Source organism: Butyricimonas sp. RTP31003st1_G1_RTP31003_210430, from assembly GCF_040920905.1.
Classification (GTDB): Bacteria; Bacteroidota; Bacteroidia; order Bacteroidales; family Marinifilaceae; genus Butyricimonas; species Butyricimonas paravirosa.
In genome coordinates this window covers 1-20,334 of record NZ_JBCOSQ010000049.1, presented here as the reverse complement: position 1 = coordinate 20,334, position 20,334 = coordinate 1, and the positions used below count along the sequence as shown (strand labels likewise).

Below are 20,334 nucleotides of genomic sequence, written 5' to 3'. Positions count from 1 at the left end.
GTCTCCTTTTACTGAAAAGCATAAGAAACTTGTCCAAAAACTTGTCAATAAAATGACTCTACAGAGAAATTTTAATGACAAAGACAACGAATACTTGTTTTTTTTCATAATTTTGTCATGTTAAGTTTATTAATAAGTAAGGCTTAGCGCAAGGAGCATCAATAGTGTTGGTCGCACGGATGCTCTTTTTTGTTACCTCTTCAGAATAATTCGATCTTTATCCATCGTATAAGTAATATTTAAATTTGCACACAACGACTCTATTGCCACGTGAATATCTTCTCGGTCAAACTCTCCACTAAAAGATTGAGTAAATACAAGTCCGGTCTCGTTCACGATCGACACTCCATACCAGCGTTCCAGTTTCCAGACCACATCCCGGAAAGCCTCGTTATCAATCACCAGTATACCGTCCTTCCACATCACTTTCCTCGCAGCATCCACCTCGTTCACCTCGATAGTGCCACTCTTCGTGTTAAACATGAATTGTTGGTTAGGCTTGATAACAACAAAACGACTGCCCACGTTCACACGTACGCTTCCTTCCACCAACGTCGCACTCACCTCGTCCCGGTCCCCATAGGTATTCACCTCAAAACGGGTACCTAGTACTTCCGTGGTCAACTCTCTGGAAACAACCACAAACGGACGGGCTGAATCCTTAGCAACTTCAAAATACACGTTTCCCCGAGCCTCAACTTCCCGCATATGCTTACCAAAATAAGCCGGATAGCGCAAAGCACTTTCCGAGTTGATCCATACCTTAGTTCCATCTGACAACTGTACCAGAAAACGTTCTCCTGCCGGAACAATAATTTGGTTATAACACAATTCCTCTTTTTCGATTTCCGTTGAATCTTTTATCTTATATACAATTCCCCGGTGATCCACTTTATTAACACTAACCCACTCTCCCGCCACACCCGTCAGATTCAACGAATCACTAAGAATGATCTCTTTGCTATCAGCCAACTTCAAAATAACTCCCCGTCCCGAAGAAACGGCATATTTTTCACCCGAAGAAACCTCCGGAACATCTTTCCGTAACCATAAAACAGAAGACAGGATCATCAATAACACGGCCGCAACCGAACCTATCCTCCACATCAACGTTATACGCATTTTCGGTTTCAGAGATTTTTCCATAAACAGACGGTAATCTCTTATCCCCGCCGCCAGCATTTCCGGACTCGCGTGACTTCCCGCAGAAAAATTCCATATTTTTTTGAACTTCTCAAAATACACCCGATTTTCCCGCCCCTCCATCCATTTCGAGAAATATCGTATTTCTTCCGAATCTGCCCGATTCTCCAGTATTCGGACCAGTAATTCCTCTATATTGATATTTTTATCATCCATCTTCTCGTGCTTTTATACACTAAAGACAGTTGAAAGGAATTTTACCCCCAATGAGAAAATGAAAAAAATAAAATAATTTGTAATAACCAGTCTAATTCATCCCGTAACTTACTTAATGCTATCGACATATGACGCTCAACTGTTTTCTCCGAGATATTCAGTCTTTCAGCAATCTCCCGATTTTTCAACCCTTCAATCTTACTCAACACGAAAACTTCCCGACACTTTTCAGGTAAAGTGGCAATGGCCTCCTGTATGGCTTGCTCTATATCCGACTTCCACAAAGCCTCTTCCGCCTCGGGGGATTGAATAACAGTAGAAAAATAAAAATCAGTCATCTGTTCCTGCTCGTACTTCTGAATATTCTTTTGATGGGCAAGCGTATTTAGACTGCCATGGTAAACCGATTTAAAAAGATAAGCCTTAACAGAAAGAGAAATATTCAACGCATCCCGGTTTTCCCATATCTTATAGTACACCTGTTGCACCACATCCCGAGCCGCCTCCATATCATTCAACAAACGGTCGGCATAATTCAGCAACGCATCATAATACGTGGTATATATATCTACAAATGCAGAAATTTCGCCACGTCTCAATAACGTTAATAATTCCCTATCTTCTGAATAATCCACGACCATGTACATTCATTCTTTAATGCAAATATAAAAGATTAAATCAGACTTTTTATTAAAGGAATAAAAAAATCACATAATCACTTTAAAATAAAACAGTTAAATGCACAACTATTTTCCATCGCTTATAATTCGCTGTCTCTCTATTGTTTCGCATAGGTTTCTCCGTGCTTTCTCCGTGCTTCCTACGTATCACTTCCGTGTCACTCACGGACAAACAATGTTGAAAATTTGCGTAAACACGGTATGAATCTAAAAGGAATAGTATAGTGCCCGAAGCAAAGAAAATCATGATCAAAAGCAAGGGGCCATTCTTTATCAGAACAGCCCCCTGGTACAAACATTAACATCACACACTATTTCTTCTTTCTCGTTGGCTTTTGTGCCAGATTCTTAGGACGCATACTATATTCTTTTGCACCGAATTCCGGTTTCTCCATGATTGATTCCGGGAAAACCTTCTCCGCACCCGGAGTCAAACGAATCAAACGTTCCAATAAAGCGGCATACTCCTGATGAATATACGGATCTTGACGGTCGTCACTGTTATAAGCAATATATTGTAGATAAGAGACGCACCTGCCCAACCATTCTACCGGAGTCTCCGGGGACCAGTAACTACCACGCACAATAAAACGAAATTGTTCTATAAAATCCTGCTGATCGATAGACGTATCAGCCATCGTGGCACGGATCAACGCATCGGTTTCATCATATTTTTTATCTCGAACCAAGGCATTAATTTGTACCAGATACTTGTTCAAGGATTTCCCCTTAAATTCCGGTAACCTATTTAATTCTTCCAAAGAAATATTACGAGTCTCCATATACAGCTTATTATCCACAACCTCTTTTCCCAAAGCCTTCACGAAAACATCATAATTTTTCACTAATTCCAGAAAATAAGGATTATCCGTACCTCTTATATTAGCTTTAAATATACCCCAGACATCCGAATCCGTTAATTTTGCCCCCTTTTTGATCAACATCTCAAAAGCCTTCTGCACATTCTCTCGTTCATAAATCGAGGCATTATAATGAATATAATTCTTCAAGAACTCCCGGTCGTCACGCCCTTTAGCAAATTCTTCAATTAGATAACCGGAACGCAATTCCGGTACTAATGCACTTTTTCCCGTGGCAAGAAACTGTTCAGCCTCCTGACGAGATTTACTCCGATGTACCACATCACCGTTCTTGGGATCCACAAACACGTAGGTTGGGTAAGAATTCACGCCATAACGCTTGGCAAGCTCCACCCCTTCCCCATTCTCGGCATCAATTTTCATATTCACGAAATTCGTGTTATAAAAATCACCAATAAAAGGGAGAATAAATACATTCTCCGCCATATTTAAACAGGGACCACACCATTGGGTGTAAAAATCCACGAATATCAATTTATTCTCAGCTTTAGCCTTATCACACGCTTCTTTCCAAGTTCCATGATAAAACTGAATACCGTAGTTTTTCTCTGTTTGAGCCGAAACATGAAGGCTTAATAAAAGAAATACAATATATACAAATTGTTTCATAATCATCTCTTTTAGTATCCGGGATTTTGCTCACATGCAGAGTTGGCATTAATCTCTGATGTTGGGATATTATAAATTTTTCTCCACTCTAATTTCTGCAAGAATGCTTGCTCGAAACTATTACCTCCTTCTTCCTTATCTTTTTCCTGTTCATCTTCCAACTGATCTACCAAACTCTTGTTCATCTCCAGTAATCGATCAAACCGTTGTGTAGCAAACCACTCATGCCAATTTTCAAAAGCCATCTCGATCCACCACTCTTTAAAGATTTCGTCCATCAATTCATCTCGACTAGCTGGCTCTGTCACATCAGCACCTACTCGGTTACGCAACTCTTTAATCGGAGCCCAAGCATCAGCAATCGAAGCATTACTACGAGCCAAAGCTTCGGCTTTAATCAAATACAATTCTGCCGTACGTAAAAATATTACAGGAACACCCTCTCCCGGGATATATAATTTTTTCACGGTATTCGCATTATAGGTTACTCCGTTATAAACAACATCTTTATTCTCCGTAACCAAATCTTTTCGGGGATCTCCTTCTATCAAATTCATATAACTTTCTGACGGTCCCCAAATACCGGTGGCACCAAAAGCTTTCTCCATAAAATATGACACATCAGACACGTCATCCGTACCAAAAGCACGGCAGAAAATGACCTCTTTCGATGTCTCCGCATTCGTGAATACATTAGAATAGCTAGGATCTAAAGGATTTGTCGATGTAATAGCCTCGTCTGCAGCAACAGCGGCTTCACTATATTTTCCTTGATAAAATAACACGACAGCCTTCAAAGCTTTTGCTGCTTGCACGGAAGCCTGTGTAGAAGTCGTGTATTCCGGAGCCTGATTCAAAGCTATTTCCAAGTGCTTATAAATCTCCTCGTAACTTTGAGCAACAGTAGCACGTACTTTCACGGCATTAGAAACCGAGGGTATTTCGTCCCGAATCAAAATACCATAATTACTATTTTCATCCCAGAACTCACTAAATTGGCGTAATAATCTGAAATACGACAATGCCGTAAGAAAATGACATTCACCAATAATTTCTGCTTTTCTACCAGCCTTGAATTCACTATCATCAAGCTTCTCCAAGGCTTGCAACAAATAATTAACATTCTTAATGACCTCATAATCACATTCCCACTCTTCATCCCCGAAGGTACTATAGGAAAGAGTCGGCAAATAATTCTCTGAATAATAAATAGCAACAGTAACCCCGGAAGTAATAAAACTCTGACGTAATAAAGCTCCCGACATAAAACTACCACTCAATGTGGCAAACGTGTAATTTGTACTTTTTGCTGGTAAACAACCATACGTACCGGTCAAAGCTAATTCCGCCATTTCAGGCGAGGTTATCGCATTTTCAAGATCCAACTCATACATTGGATCCTGTTCCAACACATCCACCAATTGACAATTGGTAAGACCTATTATAATTGAAAATACAATCAGTATTTTTTTCATACTCAAAATAATTAGAAATTAAGTTTAACACCAAAAGAGAACGTACGTGAAGACGGGTAATTCCAATTCTCATAATTTGAACCATAATTTGAAGTCGCCGAACCGATCGTACTCGGATCTTGTCCCGGATATTCCGTGATCACGAAAAGATTATTTGCCGTGAAATAAATCTCTCCGGAATTCAAGTATTTACCTCCCCACAATTTTGGAATATCATAGGATAAACGAAGTTCCTGCAAACGAAGATTAGAGGCATTAAATAAGGATAAAGAAGTATTTGGAGCAACCCCATCACCAATATACATGGCTGGTAATTTAGCATCTCTATTATCTTCACTCCAACGATTATCCAAATTATAATCCACCAATCCGGTCAATTGATTCGGTAAGTTTTGTAATGTTTTATTAAACAATTTCTTTCCTCCTATCTGAAATCCGAAATGCATATATAAACTCAAACGCTTATAAGCTAATGTCGAGGTTAATCCTCCAATAAGGTCAGCTTCCGGAGAACCGATAATCATTCGGTCTTTATTATCAATGTAACCGTTTCCATCCACATCCCGGAGTAACAAGTGTCCCGGACGTAAGCCAGACCCATTGTAAGTATTTTTGCCGGCAGCCACAGCCTGGGCATTCAACTCGTTAATTGTGGCCTGATCCTGAATAATTCCTTCATATTGATAACCAAAGAATGCACCCATCGCATGTCCTTCTGCCAACACTTGGTTTCCGGACCCTTGTATCGTAATTCCCATTCCGTTATCTGTTTCACCTTGTTCCACAAGCTCCAGCACTTTATTCCGGTTATGAGAAGCATTCAATCCTAATTCCCAGCTCCAATCTTTCTTTCCGCGTAACAAATTAGCACGAAGAGAGATTTCAATACCTTGATTTCGTACAGACCCCACGTTTGTTGGGATTGGTTCTACGGCCAAACTTGAAGGCGGAGTGTAAGTCCAGATCAAATCATCGGTATTCTTGCGATAATATGCTATACTACCACTCAGTAAAGAACGTAAGATTGAAAAGTCAATACCCAAATCATATTGCAATGTAGTTTCCCACTTAATATCCTTATTTCCAAGCTGGCTATGAACAATAGAAGGATTATCCAAATAACTTCCTGTTGAATATAAATCCTTATTAGCATAACTTCCCAAATCAAAGTTCTGAACTCCCGTCTTACCTACACTGAATTTAATCTTCAAATCATCCAGGAACTTGACATTTCTCATAAAACTCTCATCACTCACGCGCCATGCAATAGCCCCCGAGGGGAAGAAACCATACCGATTATTGGAACCAAAAGAGGATGAACCATCATAACGAGCCGTGAAAGTAAGTAAATACTTATCTAGTAAACGATAATTTATACGGGCAAAAGAAGACTGCAAGCCATATACCGTACCACTTCCGCTTTTACGTACAATTTCACTGGCATTCGTGATTCCAGTCAAAACCTTATCCATCGGATAATTTTTAGCATCTACTCCAAAACCACGTCTTTTCGTACGTTCAAATGAAATACCAACCACGGCATCCAAAGCATGAATATCATTGATACGCCCTACCCAAGACAACGTATTATCAAAAACCGTAGTAAACGAACGACTTGTCGATTCCGTTCCATACCCTTTATTATCTGAGGTCAAATATGTCGGTTTATAAGATTCCGAATAAGACATATTCTGATTCAATGATAACGTAGTCTTTAATTTCAATCCTTTCCAAATATTCAATTCCAAAAACGACGTGGACAAAATACTATAATTATCATTATAACTCTTCGCATCATTCTGTGCAACAGGGTTATATGAATTTCCTTCTTTGTAATAACTTCCATCTTCATTATATATCGGATAATCAGGCCGGAATCCAATAGCCGTGTACAAAGAAATACCTGGAGAGCTGACATCCGTGTATCCTAACGTGGTCGATGTTCCAAACTTCAAGAAATCTGTAATATCATAGTCTAGGTTTATACGTCCCGTGTAACGGGTAAAATCGTCATGCTCAACCATTCCCTGATAATCCAAAACACCCAAAGAGATATAGTAATTTGAATGTTCACCACCACCACGAACAGATAAATTCAAATCATGTCGATGAGAAGGACGTTTCAACTCTTTATACCAATCCGTGTTACCGGACTTCAAATCCGTACTACCTTCTTTCAAAATAGAATTTGCCGTTTTATTGGAAGGATCCACTTTTAGTGTCTGCTCTGCCACATAACGCACGTACTCACGAAACTCATCCCCATCCAACGTGGAGAAATTATTAATTCTTGAATCCACGCTAAAAGCATAATTTACATTCAGATCCGGCTTTCCACTTTTACCGCGTTTCGTAGTTACGATGACCACACCATTAGCACCTCTAGAACCGTAAATCGCTGCCGCAGATGCATCCTTCAACACGTCCATGGATTGAATATCCGATGGAGAGATCGCACTCATCACGTCGGAAGTCACGGGCATACCATCCACTACATACAAAGGCTCGTTATCTCCCGTCAACGAAGCTTCTCCACGAACCCGTACCCGAATCTTCTCGCTCGGATTGGATGATGCCAGAGAAACAACAACCCCGGCTGCCGCATTCTGCAACATGGTCTCCACATTGGTTGCGGTTTTCTTACTTAATTGTTCCTCGTTCAAAGAGGCCACCTGTCCGGTCAAATCTCTTGTTGCAGTAACACCATATCCAACGACCACCACCTCATCTACGCCAACAGCCTCGTCCTCCATGACCACTTTCAGTGGGGCAGGATTCGACAAACCTTTCACTTTCACAAATTGTTTTTTCATTCCCACGAATGAAAACTCCAGTTCTATGTTCTCGGCACTCGGCACGGTCAATTTAAAATTACCGTCCAAATCCGTTGCTGTTCCCAAGGTCGTACCCTTCACCAAAACGGTTGCCCCGATAATTGCCATTGAATCTTTATCCACCACTTTCCCTTCAATGACAATTTCTTTCTTCTGCTCGCTCTGCACGGGCTGTGTCGGGATAGATTCACAAATCACAATGATGTCCCCCTCGAATTTGTAGGAAAGCCCCGTGTTCGCTAAAACCCGGTTCAAAACACTTTCCACGGCCTCTTGTTTTGCCTTCACGGATACCTGTCCCAAATGTTGTGTTAATTCCATGTTATACACGAAAGACAAAGCCGTCTGTTTTTGAATCTCTCCGAACAAGGTCCGGATAGACACATTCTTTAAATTCAAATTTACTCGTTCTTGCTGCGCACTTGTATTAGCAACAAGGGTAAACGAGAACACAAAAATAAATAGTGCAGTCAATTTCATAACTAACCATTTTTTTTGTCCTCCATGTCGCCAAAAAAAGGACATAATTGATTTTTTTTTCATAACTTTGAACATTATAAATTTTTACTTAGTGATAAGAAATGCGCCAACATGACTTATCAAGGTTATCAAAATACCCGGAAGGTCTCGAACACCTTCCGGTGTTTTTTATTTAGAAATACAAATCGTTCTATCTTTTATTGTAAAAGTGACGCCAACCGCACTTTTAATTGCTTTTAAAATATTATCAATCTGATCATAACGTTTCACGTGTCCCGTAAAATGCAAATTCTTTAATTGCTCGTTCGTGTAAAAAACATCCACGTCATACCACAAAGAAAGCGTGTTCATGATCTGCTCCATGGTTTGATTTTCAAACACGAAAAAGCCATCTTTCCAAGAAACATAAGGTTCAATATCTACCGTTTTCACGTTCACGGATGCATCCGTCCGCCTGTATTCTCCCAGTTGTGAAGGTTTCATCTGGTATTCCGGCCCTCCCTTTTCAGCGCTCAATCCAATCGATCCTTCCACCAACACCGTCTGCACTCGTTCTTTATCATGCGTGTTCACGTTAAAAGACGTCCCGTACACCCGGATTTTGATCCCGTCTGCAATCACATAAAAAGGACGCTTTTCATCCTTCTGCACTTCAAAAAAGGCCTCCCCCGTTAAATACACTTCTCTTTTCTCTTTATCAAACACCACCGGAAACTTCAATTGAGTGCCAGAATTCAATTGAACCATCGAACCGTCTGCCAACGTGATTTGGTACTCCCCTCCCCTCGGTGTTTGTAATACATTATATTGTAAATTCCTCTTCTCATTCCCATTTGCAGAATACACGATCCCGCTACCGGAATTCTTCGCATTCACACCCTCACCTACGACTATATCACGGGTCGTATCATGTTGTAATACCACCGATTTCCCATCTGCCAGAATCAGGGTTGCCTTCGTTTCTCCCGGAAGAATATCCACGGTAGCAACCTCCACGGGTTGTTCGTGTTCATTATTTCTTAGTAGTACGAAAATCGTCCCCAAAGGAAGTAATAACATCGCCGCATATTTCAACCACACTCCGATACTCTTTCTCTTTATACCGGCTCGTTTTTCACAACGCTCGTAAGCTGCTCTATGATCAATTTTCTTGTACATTCTATACTTGTATAAAATATCCTTTCCCTTACAAACCCGGTCAAACATGGCCCGGTTCTCCGGTACCGCATCCAACCATTTTTGCAATTCCTGCATCTCTTCATCCGTAATTGCCCCGGACAAATAAAGATGCATCATTTCAACCATTCTAAATTTACAATCATCCATTGCTTATCCTTTTTCTATAATTAGAACAACAACCTATTTCAAGAGAGGTACAAAAAATAAAAGAAATTTCATCCAAAAAGTAAAATTCTTTACGGACAACTCATTTTCAATAGATTACAAAACAAAAAAATCAGATTATTCCCAAAGACATCATCACGAAATACACCCGTCCCAAACGTTCCCGAATATATGACATGGCCCGTTTTTTCTGTGTCTTAACCGTTAATATGGATAAATTCAACAAAAGAGCAATCTCCTCGTTTCCTTTTCCTTCCAAATGCAATAAAAAGATATTCCTGCATTTATCCGGAAGTTCATCTATCGTCTTAAACAACAGGCGATACAACTCCTCCTCCATCATTTTCAAATCAATATCATCCCCTTCATCCTCAAGATTCAACGAGGCAAGATACTTCTCCTCCACGTTCTTGTGTTTCAGATGATTCAAGCCGGCATTCTTCACTGAATTATAAAGGAAACTACGAAAAGCATTGTAAGTCGGATATTGGACATCCCGTTCCCAAACGGCAATAAACACCTCCTGCACAATATCTTCCGCCACGTCCTGCTGCTCGACAAACCCCATCGCAAAAAGAACCAGCGAATTATAAAATTCGCTGAATAATTCACGAAAAGCTTCTGGTTGCTTCGTGTTTATCCGTTGTAAGAACTGTTCTTCCCTCTTTGTCATCAATACAATTTTCAATCCAATCACAAAATTAGAAATTCAAATGAACAAACCTATGATCATAAAAAATAAAATTATTCTCTGCCATAAAATCATCAAACAAAAAAGGACCGATTTCTATACTATATAGAAACCAGTCCCTCAACTATGTAAACTACGAAGATCTTATTAACGTCTAAACTCGTTCTTTTTGTAATCCCTGGAATTTCATCTCTATCATTCCTCGCCAATAGTGGAAACCTCCACACAAAATTTTACACATCAGCACACATTCCGTACTCTGTTTCCGGATCAATTGTAACGAGGAAGTGTATAAAAGCCGATCCAGGTTGTTAACACGTATCCGGATAATCCTTTTCTCTACGATCCCGGAAGTAGTGGTTAACCAATTCACATCGAACATTCCCAGAAGAGAATAACAATAAAAAGCAGAATGCTCGTAAGCATACCAGTCCCCATTCTCGTGATAAAGAAAAATATATTCTTCATTCCGTTTTTCCTTTTGCAATATCTCTTCCAGTTCCATACACATATGAATTTTATTGAACAATGATTATTTTACACGCTTTTGTCTTACCGCCAACAACTGAACTCATCTGCACCCTTCCGTTTCTGTTACTTCCAAAACCTATATGCAGATAAGCATGAGTATAATAATTACTATTAAGCTCCGATAAAAAACCGTCTACACCCGGGAAGGCAGCAGGCAAGCTGGCGGTAGGATGCAAGGCCAACCAGGTAGTAGACGACGGATTCATAATCTGTATGGTCCAGTTATGATTTGTAACATTCACTAAATCCAAAACATACGAATCGCTATCTTTTAGAGTTGAGATTTCCGGGTTCCAACTGACCTCAACAGACTGGGACAAATTATCACAAGTAAGTGTCAAAGTTGTAGATACTAAAGTAGATGTTCCCGCAAAGTTCCCGACAATCTTAAACTTGTTATTTCCCAACGACTGGACTTGTAAGCCGGTAAGCCAAGTTGTTCCTCCCGTCACCACTGGCGTAACACCACGGCTTGAGTACACCGTGCAAATTTCAATACCGTTAGCAACAGAGGTCGTTTGGTTTTTACCATACAAGTTAAACACGTTATTGGACATCGTCATCCGGTGTTGGGCGTCAGCCACGATACAAGGGAAATCGGAATCTTCATCCGTCAATTCCACCTTCAAGGCATTTGACGGGGCAAAATTGATCGCATCCGTCACGCTGGCATATCCCGGACCGTTCACGCTGACCACCGTGATGATATAACGATGATTCCGCACGACATTCAAGGGAGTACCTACATTATCTACCATCACCACTTTATAATACCCCTCTTTTCCTTTATACATGGCCTTAATGATTACGCCCATGTAATCGCCCGACGTGCAATTCCGCTCGTAAATATACAAGGAAGGGGTTTCCCCGTCCGACCATCCATTCGCGTAATTCAATGTACTACCGGAAAGAGGACGTCCCGTCACGGGAGTAACAGTTGTTGAATAATTCGTCGGGGTCAAGTAGCCGCAATCGGCGCCCTTGTTCACGGTTATACTTTGAACTGTAAAATCATTCAATCCGTTCGTGGCGTCAACCGCACCTTTTTTTACCTGTACACAAGCCACTGCACGTAACAATTTCACGTTATCCGCCTTCGTCACGATATTAATTCCCGTCGGGAGTTCAACACGTCCCCACATGATCAAAGGCATCACGTTGTCCACCAGAGCTCCCGTAAACGTCGATGTCTTCAATGCAAGCATAGCCACACTTTCCGACATTGCCGGAGTAACATCCCCGAAATTCAGTCGATCAGTCACTCCGTCAGGAGTTCTCCCGTTAGTCACCAAATGAATAACACGTCGTTTCGAGGTAGCATCCAAACGTATCGAAAAAGAAATCTCCGTCCCGCTTGGTGTCAACTCTCCACCATCCACCTTCACCCGTTCCATGAACTTCCCATCCTCGTCGAACACCAGCACATCCACGTTCCGGATCTCGCTATCCGTGTAGGAACGGGCAAGCGAGTGTACGTTTTCCGGCTCCGGCAGAGTCACGGTAAGAGCTACATTCACTTGACGAGGTGTCTGTGTAGGACGACTATCATCACTGGCACAAGAGGCGAATAATATGCATATTAAATATGGTATTATTTTGAGATATGATTTCATAGTATTATTCCATTAATTTAATTACGACATTTATTCTGCATAAATGGCTTTCCCATTTTCATCACGTCCAATCATTTCAGGTTCTACAATCACCTCTTCACTTGAAGTTTCAACCGTATTCATATTCATACTCCTAGTAGTCGTCAATTTCGTGAAAGGAACATGTACTGAAACTGAAGCCGAATGTTTCACCCTATCATAAGTAATTGTAGCTATATGCCCATAGGAAGTTGTGTAAGACTTAGCTTTACTTTGCCCATAACTTGCAACGGTTATAGCATAACCTTCTGAATACAGGAGAGTACCATCCCTATTATAAAAATTAAACTTATTATTATCTCCAGTTGCATTTACCCCCCTTTCCATCGTACCATTCTCATACGCGTACATATGAAGATTCATCGCTGTATTTGATGGTTTACTTGAAGTATACCAAATAGCATAAACCTCCAATTTTATTTTACGAGGAGAATTAGCATCCCCTTCAAACAATGGAGCATTAAAAAACGTAGTTTCACCCTGTCCCTTCGTTGCATCTCCTCCCCATTCCAAAAGAGTCCCTCCATTATAAGCAAAAGATACTCTTCCCGGATTAGTACCACCACCATTTCCTGTTACTCCTTTTCCGGAATTATTATCTTGCATACCAAATCCGACAGGTATTTTATCATATTCACTATTATTCGAACCCACATTAGTAAGATGATTTCCGGCAAACTCCACGGCAATATCAACATCCGTAGAACCGCTCCAAGTAAACTTCACCACGAAATAATGGAACGGCGGTATCGTCACGATAATATCCTGATAAACATTAGCCGTCACTTCATAATCCGGACACGAGGCATGTCTGAATCTCATGGTTCCCGAACGAGGTTCATCATTATCCTCCGGATTTGCATTTCCCGTGTTACGATCCGTGGTAAATGACAATATCTGTCCAATCGGATCCCAAGAAATATCATGAATCCAAGTTTGTTGCGGGACAAAATTCTCTATCATCTTCATTCCACCGTACACGACCACATCCTGTGAATTGGTTATCGCTTGTGTTTCCGTTCCTTGTGGTGCAGAAGCATCAATCGTGTTATCATTATCCACGTAGATATAGCAATTCACCAATCGAATCGTATCCGTATCCAGCGTCATAACATTCTTCACAATGACAAGCGTATCTCCATAAACAAGATGTCCCTCATCCAAAGTTTTGTTGTAAGCAACAGAAGAACGGGTGAAGTTAACGTTACTTATCCCGGCATTTCCACTCTGCACGTTTGCGGCAGCCTTTCTGGGATTCGTGGTCAGGAATTTCCAGTTACCACCGGTACTCGTAATCGCAACTTGTCTATTCTCATGAAGATTCGGGCAGAAAACCAATCGTTTATTATCCACGGTAATCGTTCCCTCATCCGGTCTTTGCGTCACGGGAATCTTTTTCGTCACGTTATTCGCTTTGACCGTGATATAAGAACTACGAGGTTGGCCATCCACGTAAGTGTCCACGTTAGCCGTAATCTCGACCCCGTTATCCGCAATCTTCCGAACGGAAGTAATCCAACCTCCTGTCGGGTAATCCACCGTAAAATCCAAGGCATTCGTGTTCACGTAAAGCGTATCTTTATGTGATAGTCCCACGGATGCTTTATCCGTGTAAAGCTGTGTCTGTGACAGGTCAGCATTCAATTCCACATCCTCCCAACCCAAAACATCAGCCGTCACGTCCAGTTTTCCACCTACCAGAAGACGCACAAGTAATATACCGTTCACACGGGGCACCCGCGGGATCACAACATCTGTCTTTTTGAAACGAGTTCCCCCCTCACAAGCCAAGTCCACACTCACTTTCATGTGACTCTCCGTCGTATCTTTCGGGTTAACACTCAGGTAATCGTTTCCCTTGTGAGCCGGGATAACAAAATACAACGTGTCACTACGTTGATGTCCCGGTAACGAGGTACTATCCTTGACCCGGAAAGTCCCGGTCATCGGCACGGAACTCACCCTGGGGTTCTTTGCCGTCGGGAATAATCCTCCCTCCCAGTTCAAAGTAGTCGGCACGTCCTTCAGTTCGAAATTATGCGTCCCGTTCACGTCCAATCCACCCGCATCCGCAATAACCACCTTTACCAGAGCCACGTTTCGTGACAATATAGTAGTTCCTGGAACCGAATTATCCTGCCCGCCAATAACCAATTGACCATCGATATTGGCCGTGCGTAATTCCGGCATGGAAGGTAATGCCCCTCCCGATGTTCGGGTCTCCCACATCTTCAAATCTTCACGAACCGCACTACGCATAGGTTGAATCAACCCGCCACTAAAATCAGTATTGGCAGTCACAAGGGCTATATTCCACGTCCCGGCAGCGACAGTCATCGACAGTCGATCCGGGGCATAAGTTACCCCCTGAACCTTCTGGTTGAATCTTCCGGCATCACCTCCATCTCCATCAAAAAGATAGACCAACGTGTTACTGACAATATCCCCACCCGCTCTCGTCATGTTGAAAGTCAGTAAAGGATCTCCACTCGCTTGCCCGGACAGGGAATCCCTGTCATCCGAGCAAGCTAGTAGGAGAATAGTCAATAACCCCGCTAACAATATGTTTATATATTTTCCTGCCATAATTCTCTTTTTTCATTCACTACCTCCCCGAAGGGAGTAGAATTTGTTTATTTATGGATCGTAAACTCGGCCGTAGCTTCTGCATCAGAAACACTGATCGGTTGCGCGCCCGTGGGTTGAGTTACAGACTTGATTTTCAACTTCACTTGTTTTTCCGCTGCATCCGTACTATATAGCACCACACCATACACGTTCGCGGAACTATGATTTCCGTCACCACTGATGCGGAGATCATGCATATTCGTAAACACAAAGTCTTTACCTTCTTTAGCCGAAGCATCAGGAACCGTCACACAATTCACGATAACATCACTTCCGGTAGCATTCGTCAGCAAAGCCCCGTCAGAAGCCCGCACCAAAGACACCGTGAAGAATCCCGATACAACATTATTGTTCAATCTGTGATCGCCAAGGGAAGCTATCATTAAACGTGCCGGTTGATCGACAACCACCCCGCTACAACTCAACAACTCCCCTTCAAAAGCCACGTTCGAACCACTCAGGCAATGTACTTTATTAAAGTTAATCACGACCGTCTTGGGTAATTCATAACGGGTATCCTCCAACGTTTTCACCGAGAACGATGATTTCTGTGATCCATTGGCAAATATCACTCTCGGGGTTAATCCCATATCGAAATCAAGGGCATCAGCCGTTCCTTCCCCGTAAATACCATCCACGATGATATTGGCTCCCGTCGAATTCGTTAAAGGAGTTCCATCCGGTTTGAACAACCCAAGCTCGTATAAAATATCTTTTGTTCCCTCTTCTCCCTGTTCCGTGCGAACCATCTTAACAACAGCCTGTTGATCCTCGATCACCGCTTTACTCACGGGTTTCACCAGATAACTTTGCTGTGCATCCGAAAGTACGAGTTCAAACTCTTTCATCCCCTCGATCAAATTATTCGCTTTCACGGACACCTCTATATCCTGTTTTACCAGATAACGGTCGGCCGTTCCCCGTGACGGGGTAAACGAAAGCTTTCCTTTCACCGGTGTAAAATTATTCGCAATATTAGCCGTTTTCTCTTGGGTAGCATATCCCACGCTTACCGGAATTGGCGCACCTTCTTTCGTCGTGGCATACCCGGTCAGAGTCACGGTAAAAATAGCCGTGGCTATTCCATTCACCGGTTTCGTGATCTTCACGTCCGAAACATAAAGACCATGTCCCAGTTTCACGAGACGACCTCCCGCTCCCAGGAAAAGTAACTCCCCGGATGAAGCAGTATACGCCTGACGATAAGCCGTCGGTTTATTATCCGTCACGTAACGGTCAAACTCCTTTTCACCCGTGGACGAAAACATACAAACCCGTCCTTCAGAAGAAGATAACAATAAAATCTCCCCGCTGTTGGTCACTTTCATTTTGTCAAAATTACCATCCAGTGAACGCTCGAACTCCACTTTCCCGGTCGGGTGAATACGTATGAACGTGCCTCTACGTCCGCCCATGTCGTATGTCGTCACCACGGACTCTCCGGTTGCCGGGTTCATCCCGATTCCCCGCACATTTCCCTTGGACGTACCCGAATACAAGGCTGTTCCGTCATTACGCAACAAAGCATAATATCCTTGACTTCCGCTACCTCCAACCAGAATATTACCATTACGGGCCACCTGAAGATGATCCAGCATAGTGGCCCCTTGGTTGGCGGGAATCATATTCTTCGCGAACACGATGTCTCCCTCCGGACGAATCTTGTAAATAATCCCCCCATCTGTCGGTGAATTACCGATCACAAGCACCGAACCGTCATTAATATTGGCATTCAACCCGGTCACGACAAACTGTTTTGCCGGGATCGTCGTCATGTAATAAGGTTTTCCCTTATCATCCAGACGAACCACGAGAGCTTGCTCCTTATCCTTTCCGGCAGAGAATGCCGCACAAATGTATTCAATCGAATTTCCCATCACCGCGAACTGGTCACAATAACCACCTCCGGCATTTTTATATTGGTAAACCACGCTACCCGTCGGGTCCAGTTTCAACAGGATTCCCTGACGACCGTCCGCCCCTTTCGGCTCCGAACCGGACACCACGAACGCCCCGCTCCGCAGCAGCATACCTTTCAGGAAATTACTTCCTTGATCCCCGGCATAAATATCGGTAACGATACGTCCGCCTCGATTAATCACCACGATACGTCCACATAAAGTAATTTTATCCTTTTTACCTTTTACATTCGGCACACTAGACTGTCCAACCACCAAAACCCGGCTGTTATCCAACTCCACAATCTCGTTCACCGCGGTAAAGCCTGTCAACGGAAGTGAAAAAACCACGTCTCCTTCCCGTTCCACCCATGTCAAGTTATATTTTTGACCTTCTTTACCAACTAAAGCTACTTCATCACCGGGTAGCGGGCAAACCAGTTGAATCTGATTTTTATCACCATATACTTTATCGAACACCACCGGCATATACTGGGCTTTCACCTGCAAACAAGTGATCACGCTCAGCAGGAACAATATCCACACTCTATGAATTCTCGTCTTCTTCATATTATCGTTTACTTTTTAATTCTACCTCTTATGATATATCTCAACACGTCTCGCCTTACGATTCACCTGAATCCAGTCAATATTTCCCTCCGCTTGATTTCCCATCTCTTCCTTCATCTCCTCCGGAGAAAGTCTCACCTTGCCGTGAGCCTTTATATTGAAATCCACATTGACACCATGATCCCGTAAAAACTCGGCAACACTCTTTGCCCTTCTTGCTGACAAGGCATAGTTGTAATTGTCACTACCCATTTCGTCAGCGAAACCGTCAAATCTCAATTCAGAGAAATAATAGGAACCCATTTCACTAATAAACTGCTCCAGGCATTGAATGGATTCTCGGGTCAATTTATCCGAATCGAAATCAAAATAAAGAGTCATTAGCAAACCTTCCGGTGCATATCGTTTTATTGAAATAGTTTCCTTGGTAACCGATTCCGTGGTCCCGCTCAGTAATAAAGCCCCGCCCAGAATCGCACTTTCCTCGCTCATTCCGAAATGAGGATCTCCCTGCAGGGTCCCCAAATCTTCCTTGGTTTGCAGATAATAAATATCATCCCGGGACTCCATTTCCCGGTCCGAAACAAAATAAGCGGTTCGTAAATCCAGCGGACACATAAAATAGTCGTTGAAAACCGAATTCACCGGATAAGGAAAATGACGCACGCTGCCCGGAACTACTCCCTCTTGATCGTAGTCGGCATTAAACAGGTCATATCCTCCGAAACCCGGTAACCCGTTAGAGGAAAAAATAAGACGTCCTTCATAAAGTACGGGAAAAATCTCGTTTCCTTCCGTGTTGACATCCGCCCCCAAATTCATCGGGGTTCCCCACTCCTGTGTCTCTTCGTCCCAATGAACGACGTACAAGTCAAACCCGCCAAATCCTCCCGGCATATCAGAAGTAAACAACAACGATTTCCCGTCATTAAACAAGTAAGGATGAGCATACGAATTTTCCGGGTCTTGCGGGAAAACCGGAATGTACCTTCCAAAACGTTTACTCTGGCTCTTGATCACGGAATAGTACAATTTAGTACGGAAAGGACGATGCTTTTTATCCACCATCTCCACCGATACATTCTTTTTATCGTACTCGATCACCGTGGTCACCATCACCTGCATATCCGGAGAAAACGTTACCGGTCCATTCTGCAAATCCACCGGAATCTTCCGGAAATAATCGGAATATCTCGGTGATTTCTGTGACATCACCTTTTCCCCGGCCTCCTTCAACTCGTAATAGTGAGTACGATGGAAAAACAACTTTCCGGGATCGTTAAACTTACTGTAACTAATGGCATAGAAAGGTTGTTCCCCGTAATTTCCAATCCAGAACTCGGCATTCGGCGTGTTCAAAGACAACCGTTTGGCCGTGAATCCGGGGAATTCCTGCACGGAATGACGCATGGCAAGAGCCTCCAGTGTATTCTGGTAGCGTTGATACCTGCTATACTGATCTCGATAAGCATTATCCAGACAGATCGCCTCGGCTTTCCGTGCCTGACCTTGAAAACGCAACGCGTCTATGTAATCACACACGTCATCCACGAGGAATAAATTCCGTTCCAGCTCCATCGCCTTCTCGTAATGCCCGATAGCCCAGCTATAATCCCGTACCATGAAATACAAGCGCGCAATCTTCAAATGAAGAGCGGCTTGATTTTGCATATTCTCTTCTTTTTTAAGAGCCGTTTCATACTGCGCCATCGCTTTATTAAACTTCTGCCTTACAAAATTACGGTCAGCCCGTCTTTCCACACGTCCCAGCTTACGTTCCTGTGCTTTCACAGGAAGCGCTCCATCCATCAGGAAAAGAAACACGGCAACCGACAAGAGAATTTGTATCTTCTTTTTTCTCATTTTCAGCAACATTTTATCTGTAACACTAGCGGAATATATTGTATGTAAGACTCACGCCGAACTTCGTCGGACCAATCCATTGCTTGGTCTTCTTGAGTTCCAACGGGAAATTCACGTATTCTCCTCCTAGTTTATATTTATCATACTGGAAATGAGCATATCCAACACCGATATTCATATCCAGCGCCAGACGGGAGTTAAAAGCATATTTGTACCCGAAAGTAATACCTCCCGATACCCCCCATCCTTTCCGGCGATAACTCCGGAGCGGATCATTGTGTTTCAACAACCCGATATTAAAAGTACCATACATGGCGTAAGGACCGATATAAAACCCATCCCATGAATCATTCGTGTAAAAATTTTGCGGGTTCCAATAGTATCGTAACTCCGCGGCCCCCATTAACACTCGAAAAACTTCTTCATTCTTCTTAAACATATACGGTAACCACGCCCCCTCGGCATTCACCGTGAGCTGTCGCGTTAACGTGTACTCAAAACCGATATTAGGTGAACCGGTCAACCATAAAGGTACATTTACCTTAACACTTTGCGCCCGTACCCCGCCAAATAAACAAAGCAAAACGGAAACAAGTAAAATATATCGTACAACTGGTTTCATATTATTCTCTTTATTCATGAATATCACATCATTCCATGTTCGTATTTCCACTCTCAATATCTTCATTCCATCCCACGATCGAAACTTTGACCACGACGTAAGAATCGATTTCAATAATAATACGCTGGCCATGCAATAGCCTGAGTGGCAAACCGGTCAGTTTATCTTTCACTTCCACCGGTAAATGATTGACGGCAATACCGTCACGGTCCAGGAA

The 20,334-nt window shown here is 42.6% G+C and carries 13 protein-coding genes and 1 pseudogene; all 14 read right to left on the bottom strand.

All coding sequences use genetic code 11. The features are described 5' to 3' along the window. Positions 1–192: 192 nt before the first annotated feature. Positions 193–1,359, bottom strand: a complete 1,167-nt coding sequence (locus AB5542_RS14680; RefSeq protein WP_279038466.1) for a FecR family protein — start codon at positions 1,357–1,359, stop codon at positions 193–195. Between the two features lie 41 nt (positions 1,360–1,400). Next, positions 1,401–2,000 carry an RNA polymerase sigma-70 factor gene (locus tag AB5542_RS14675; RefSeq protein WP_229128169.1) on the bottom strand — a complete coding sequence of 200 codons (600 nt, stop codon included), beginning with the start codon at positions 1,998–2,000 and terminating at the stop codon, positions 1,401–1,403. Between the two features lie 350 nt (positions 2,001–2,350). Next, positions 2,351–3,529: a thioredoxin family protein gene (locus AB5542_RS14670; RefSeq protein WP_279038465.1), complete on the bottom strand. Its 1,179-nt coding sequence runs from the start codon at positions 3,527–3,529 to the stop codon at positions 2,351–2,353. Between the two features lie 11 nt (positions 3,530–3,540). Beyond that, positions 3,541–5,004, bottom strand: a complete 1,464-nt coding sequence (locus AB5542_RS14665) for a RagB/SusD family nutrient uptake outer membrane protein (RefSeq protein WP_279038464.1) — start codon at positions 5,002–5,004, stop codon at positions 3,541–3,543. A gap of 11 nt (positions 5,005–5,015) precedes the next feature. Beyond that, entirely contained in the window at positions 5,016–8,318 is a 3,303-nt protein-coding gene (locus AB5542_RS14660; RefSeq protein ID WP_279038463.1) for a TonB-dependent receptor, read from the bottom strand. A 168-nt stretch (positions 8,319–8,486) separates the two neighbouring features. Next, positions 8,487–9,644: a FecR family protein gene (locus tag AB5542_RS14655; RefSeq protein ID WP_279038462.1), complete on the bottom strand. Its 1,158-nt coding sequence runs from the start codon at positions 9,642–9,644 to the stop codon at positions 8,487–8,489. Between the two features lie 130 nt (positions 9,645–9,774). Beyond that, the gene (locus AB5542_RS14650; RefSeq protein WP_279038461.1) at positions 9,775–10,335 is read right to left on the bottom strand and encodes an RNA polymerase sigma-70 factor; all 561 of its coding nucleotides are present in this window, start codon (positions 10,333–10,335) and stop codon (positions 9,775–9,777) included. A gap of 172 nt (positions 10,336–10,507) precedes the next feature. Next, positions 10,508–10,858 (bottom strand): hypothetical protein, encoded by a 351-nt coding sequence (locus tag AB5542_RS14645; protein WP_087420093.1) that lies wholly within the window; start codon positions 10,856–10,858, stop codon positions 10,508–10,510. Between the two features lie 13 nt (positions 10,859–10,871). Beyond that, positions 10,872–12,497 (bottom strand): FimB/Mfa2 family fimbrial subunit, encoded by a 1,626-nt coding sequence (locus AB5542_RS14640; RefSeq protein ID WP_279038460.1) that lies wholly within the window; start codon positions 12,495–12,497, stop codon positions 10,872–10,874. A 30-nt stretch (positions 12,498–12,527) separates the two neighbouring features. Then, positions 12,528–15,122: a BACON domain-containing carbohydrate-binding protein gene (locus AB5542_RS14635; RefSeq protein ID WP_279038459.1), complete on the bottom strand. Its 2,595-nt coding sequence runs from the start codon at positions 15,120–15,122 to the stop codon at positions 12,528–12,530. Between the two features lie 47 nt (positions 15,123–15,169). Then, positions 15,170–17,632, bottom strand: a complete 2,463-nt coding sequence (locus tag AB5542_RS14630; protein ID WP_279038458.1) for a Calx-beta domain-containing protein — start codon at positions 17,630–17,632, stop codon at positions 15,170–15,172. A 21-nt stretch (positions 17,633–17,653) separates the two neighbouring features. Continuing rightward, complete coding sequence (locus AB5542_RS14625) at positions 17,654–19,495, bottom strand: OmpA family protein (protein WP_279038457.1); 1,842 nt, start codon at positions 19,493–19,495, stop codon at positions 17,654–17,656. Between the two features lie 25 nt (positions 19,496–19,520). Further along, positions 19,521–20,117 (bottom strand): DUF3575 domain-containing protein, encoded by a 597-nt coding sequence (locus AB5542_RS14620; RefSeq protein ID WP_087420626.1) that lies wholly within the window; start codon positions 20,115–20,117, stop codon positions 19,521–19,523. Between the two features lie 28 nt (positions 20,118–20,145). Beyond that, a pseudogene (locus tag AB5542_RS14615) lies at positions 20,146–20,334 on the bottom strand (hypothetical protein); the annotation flags it as partial.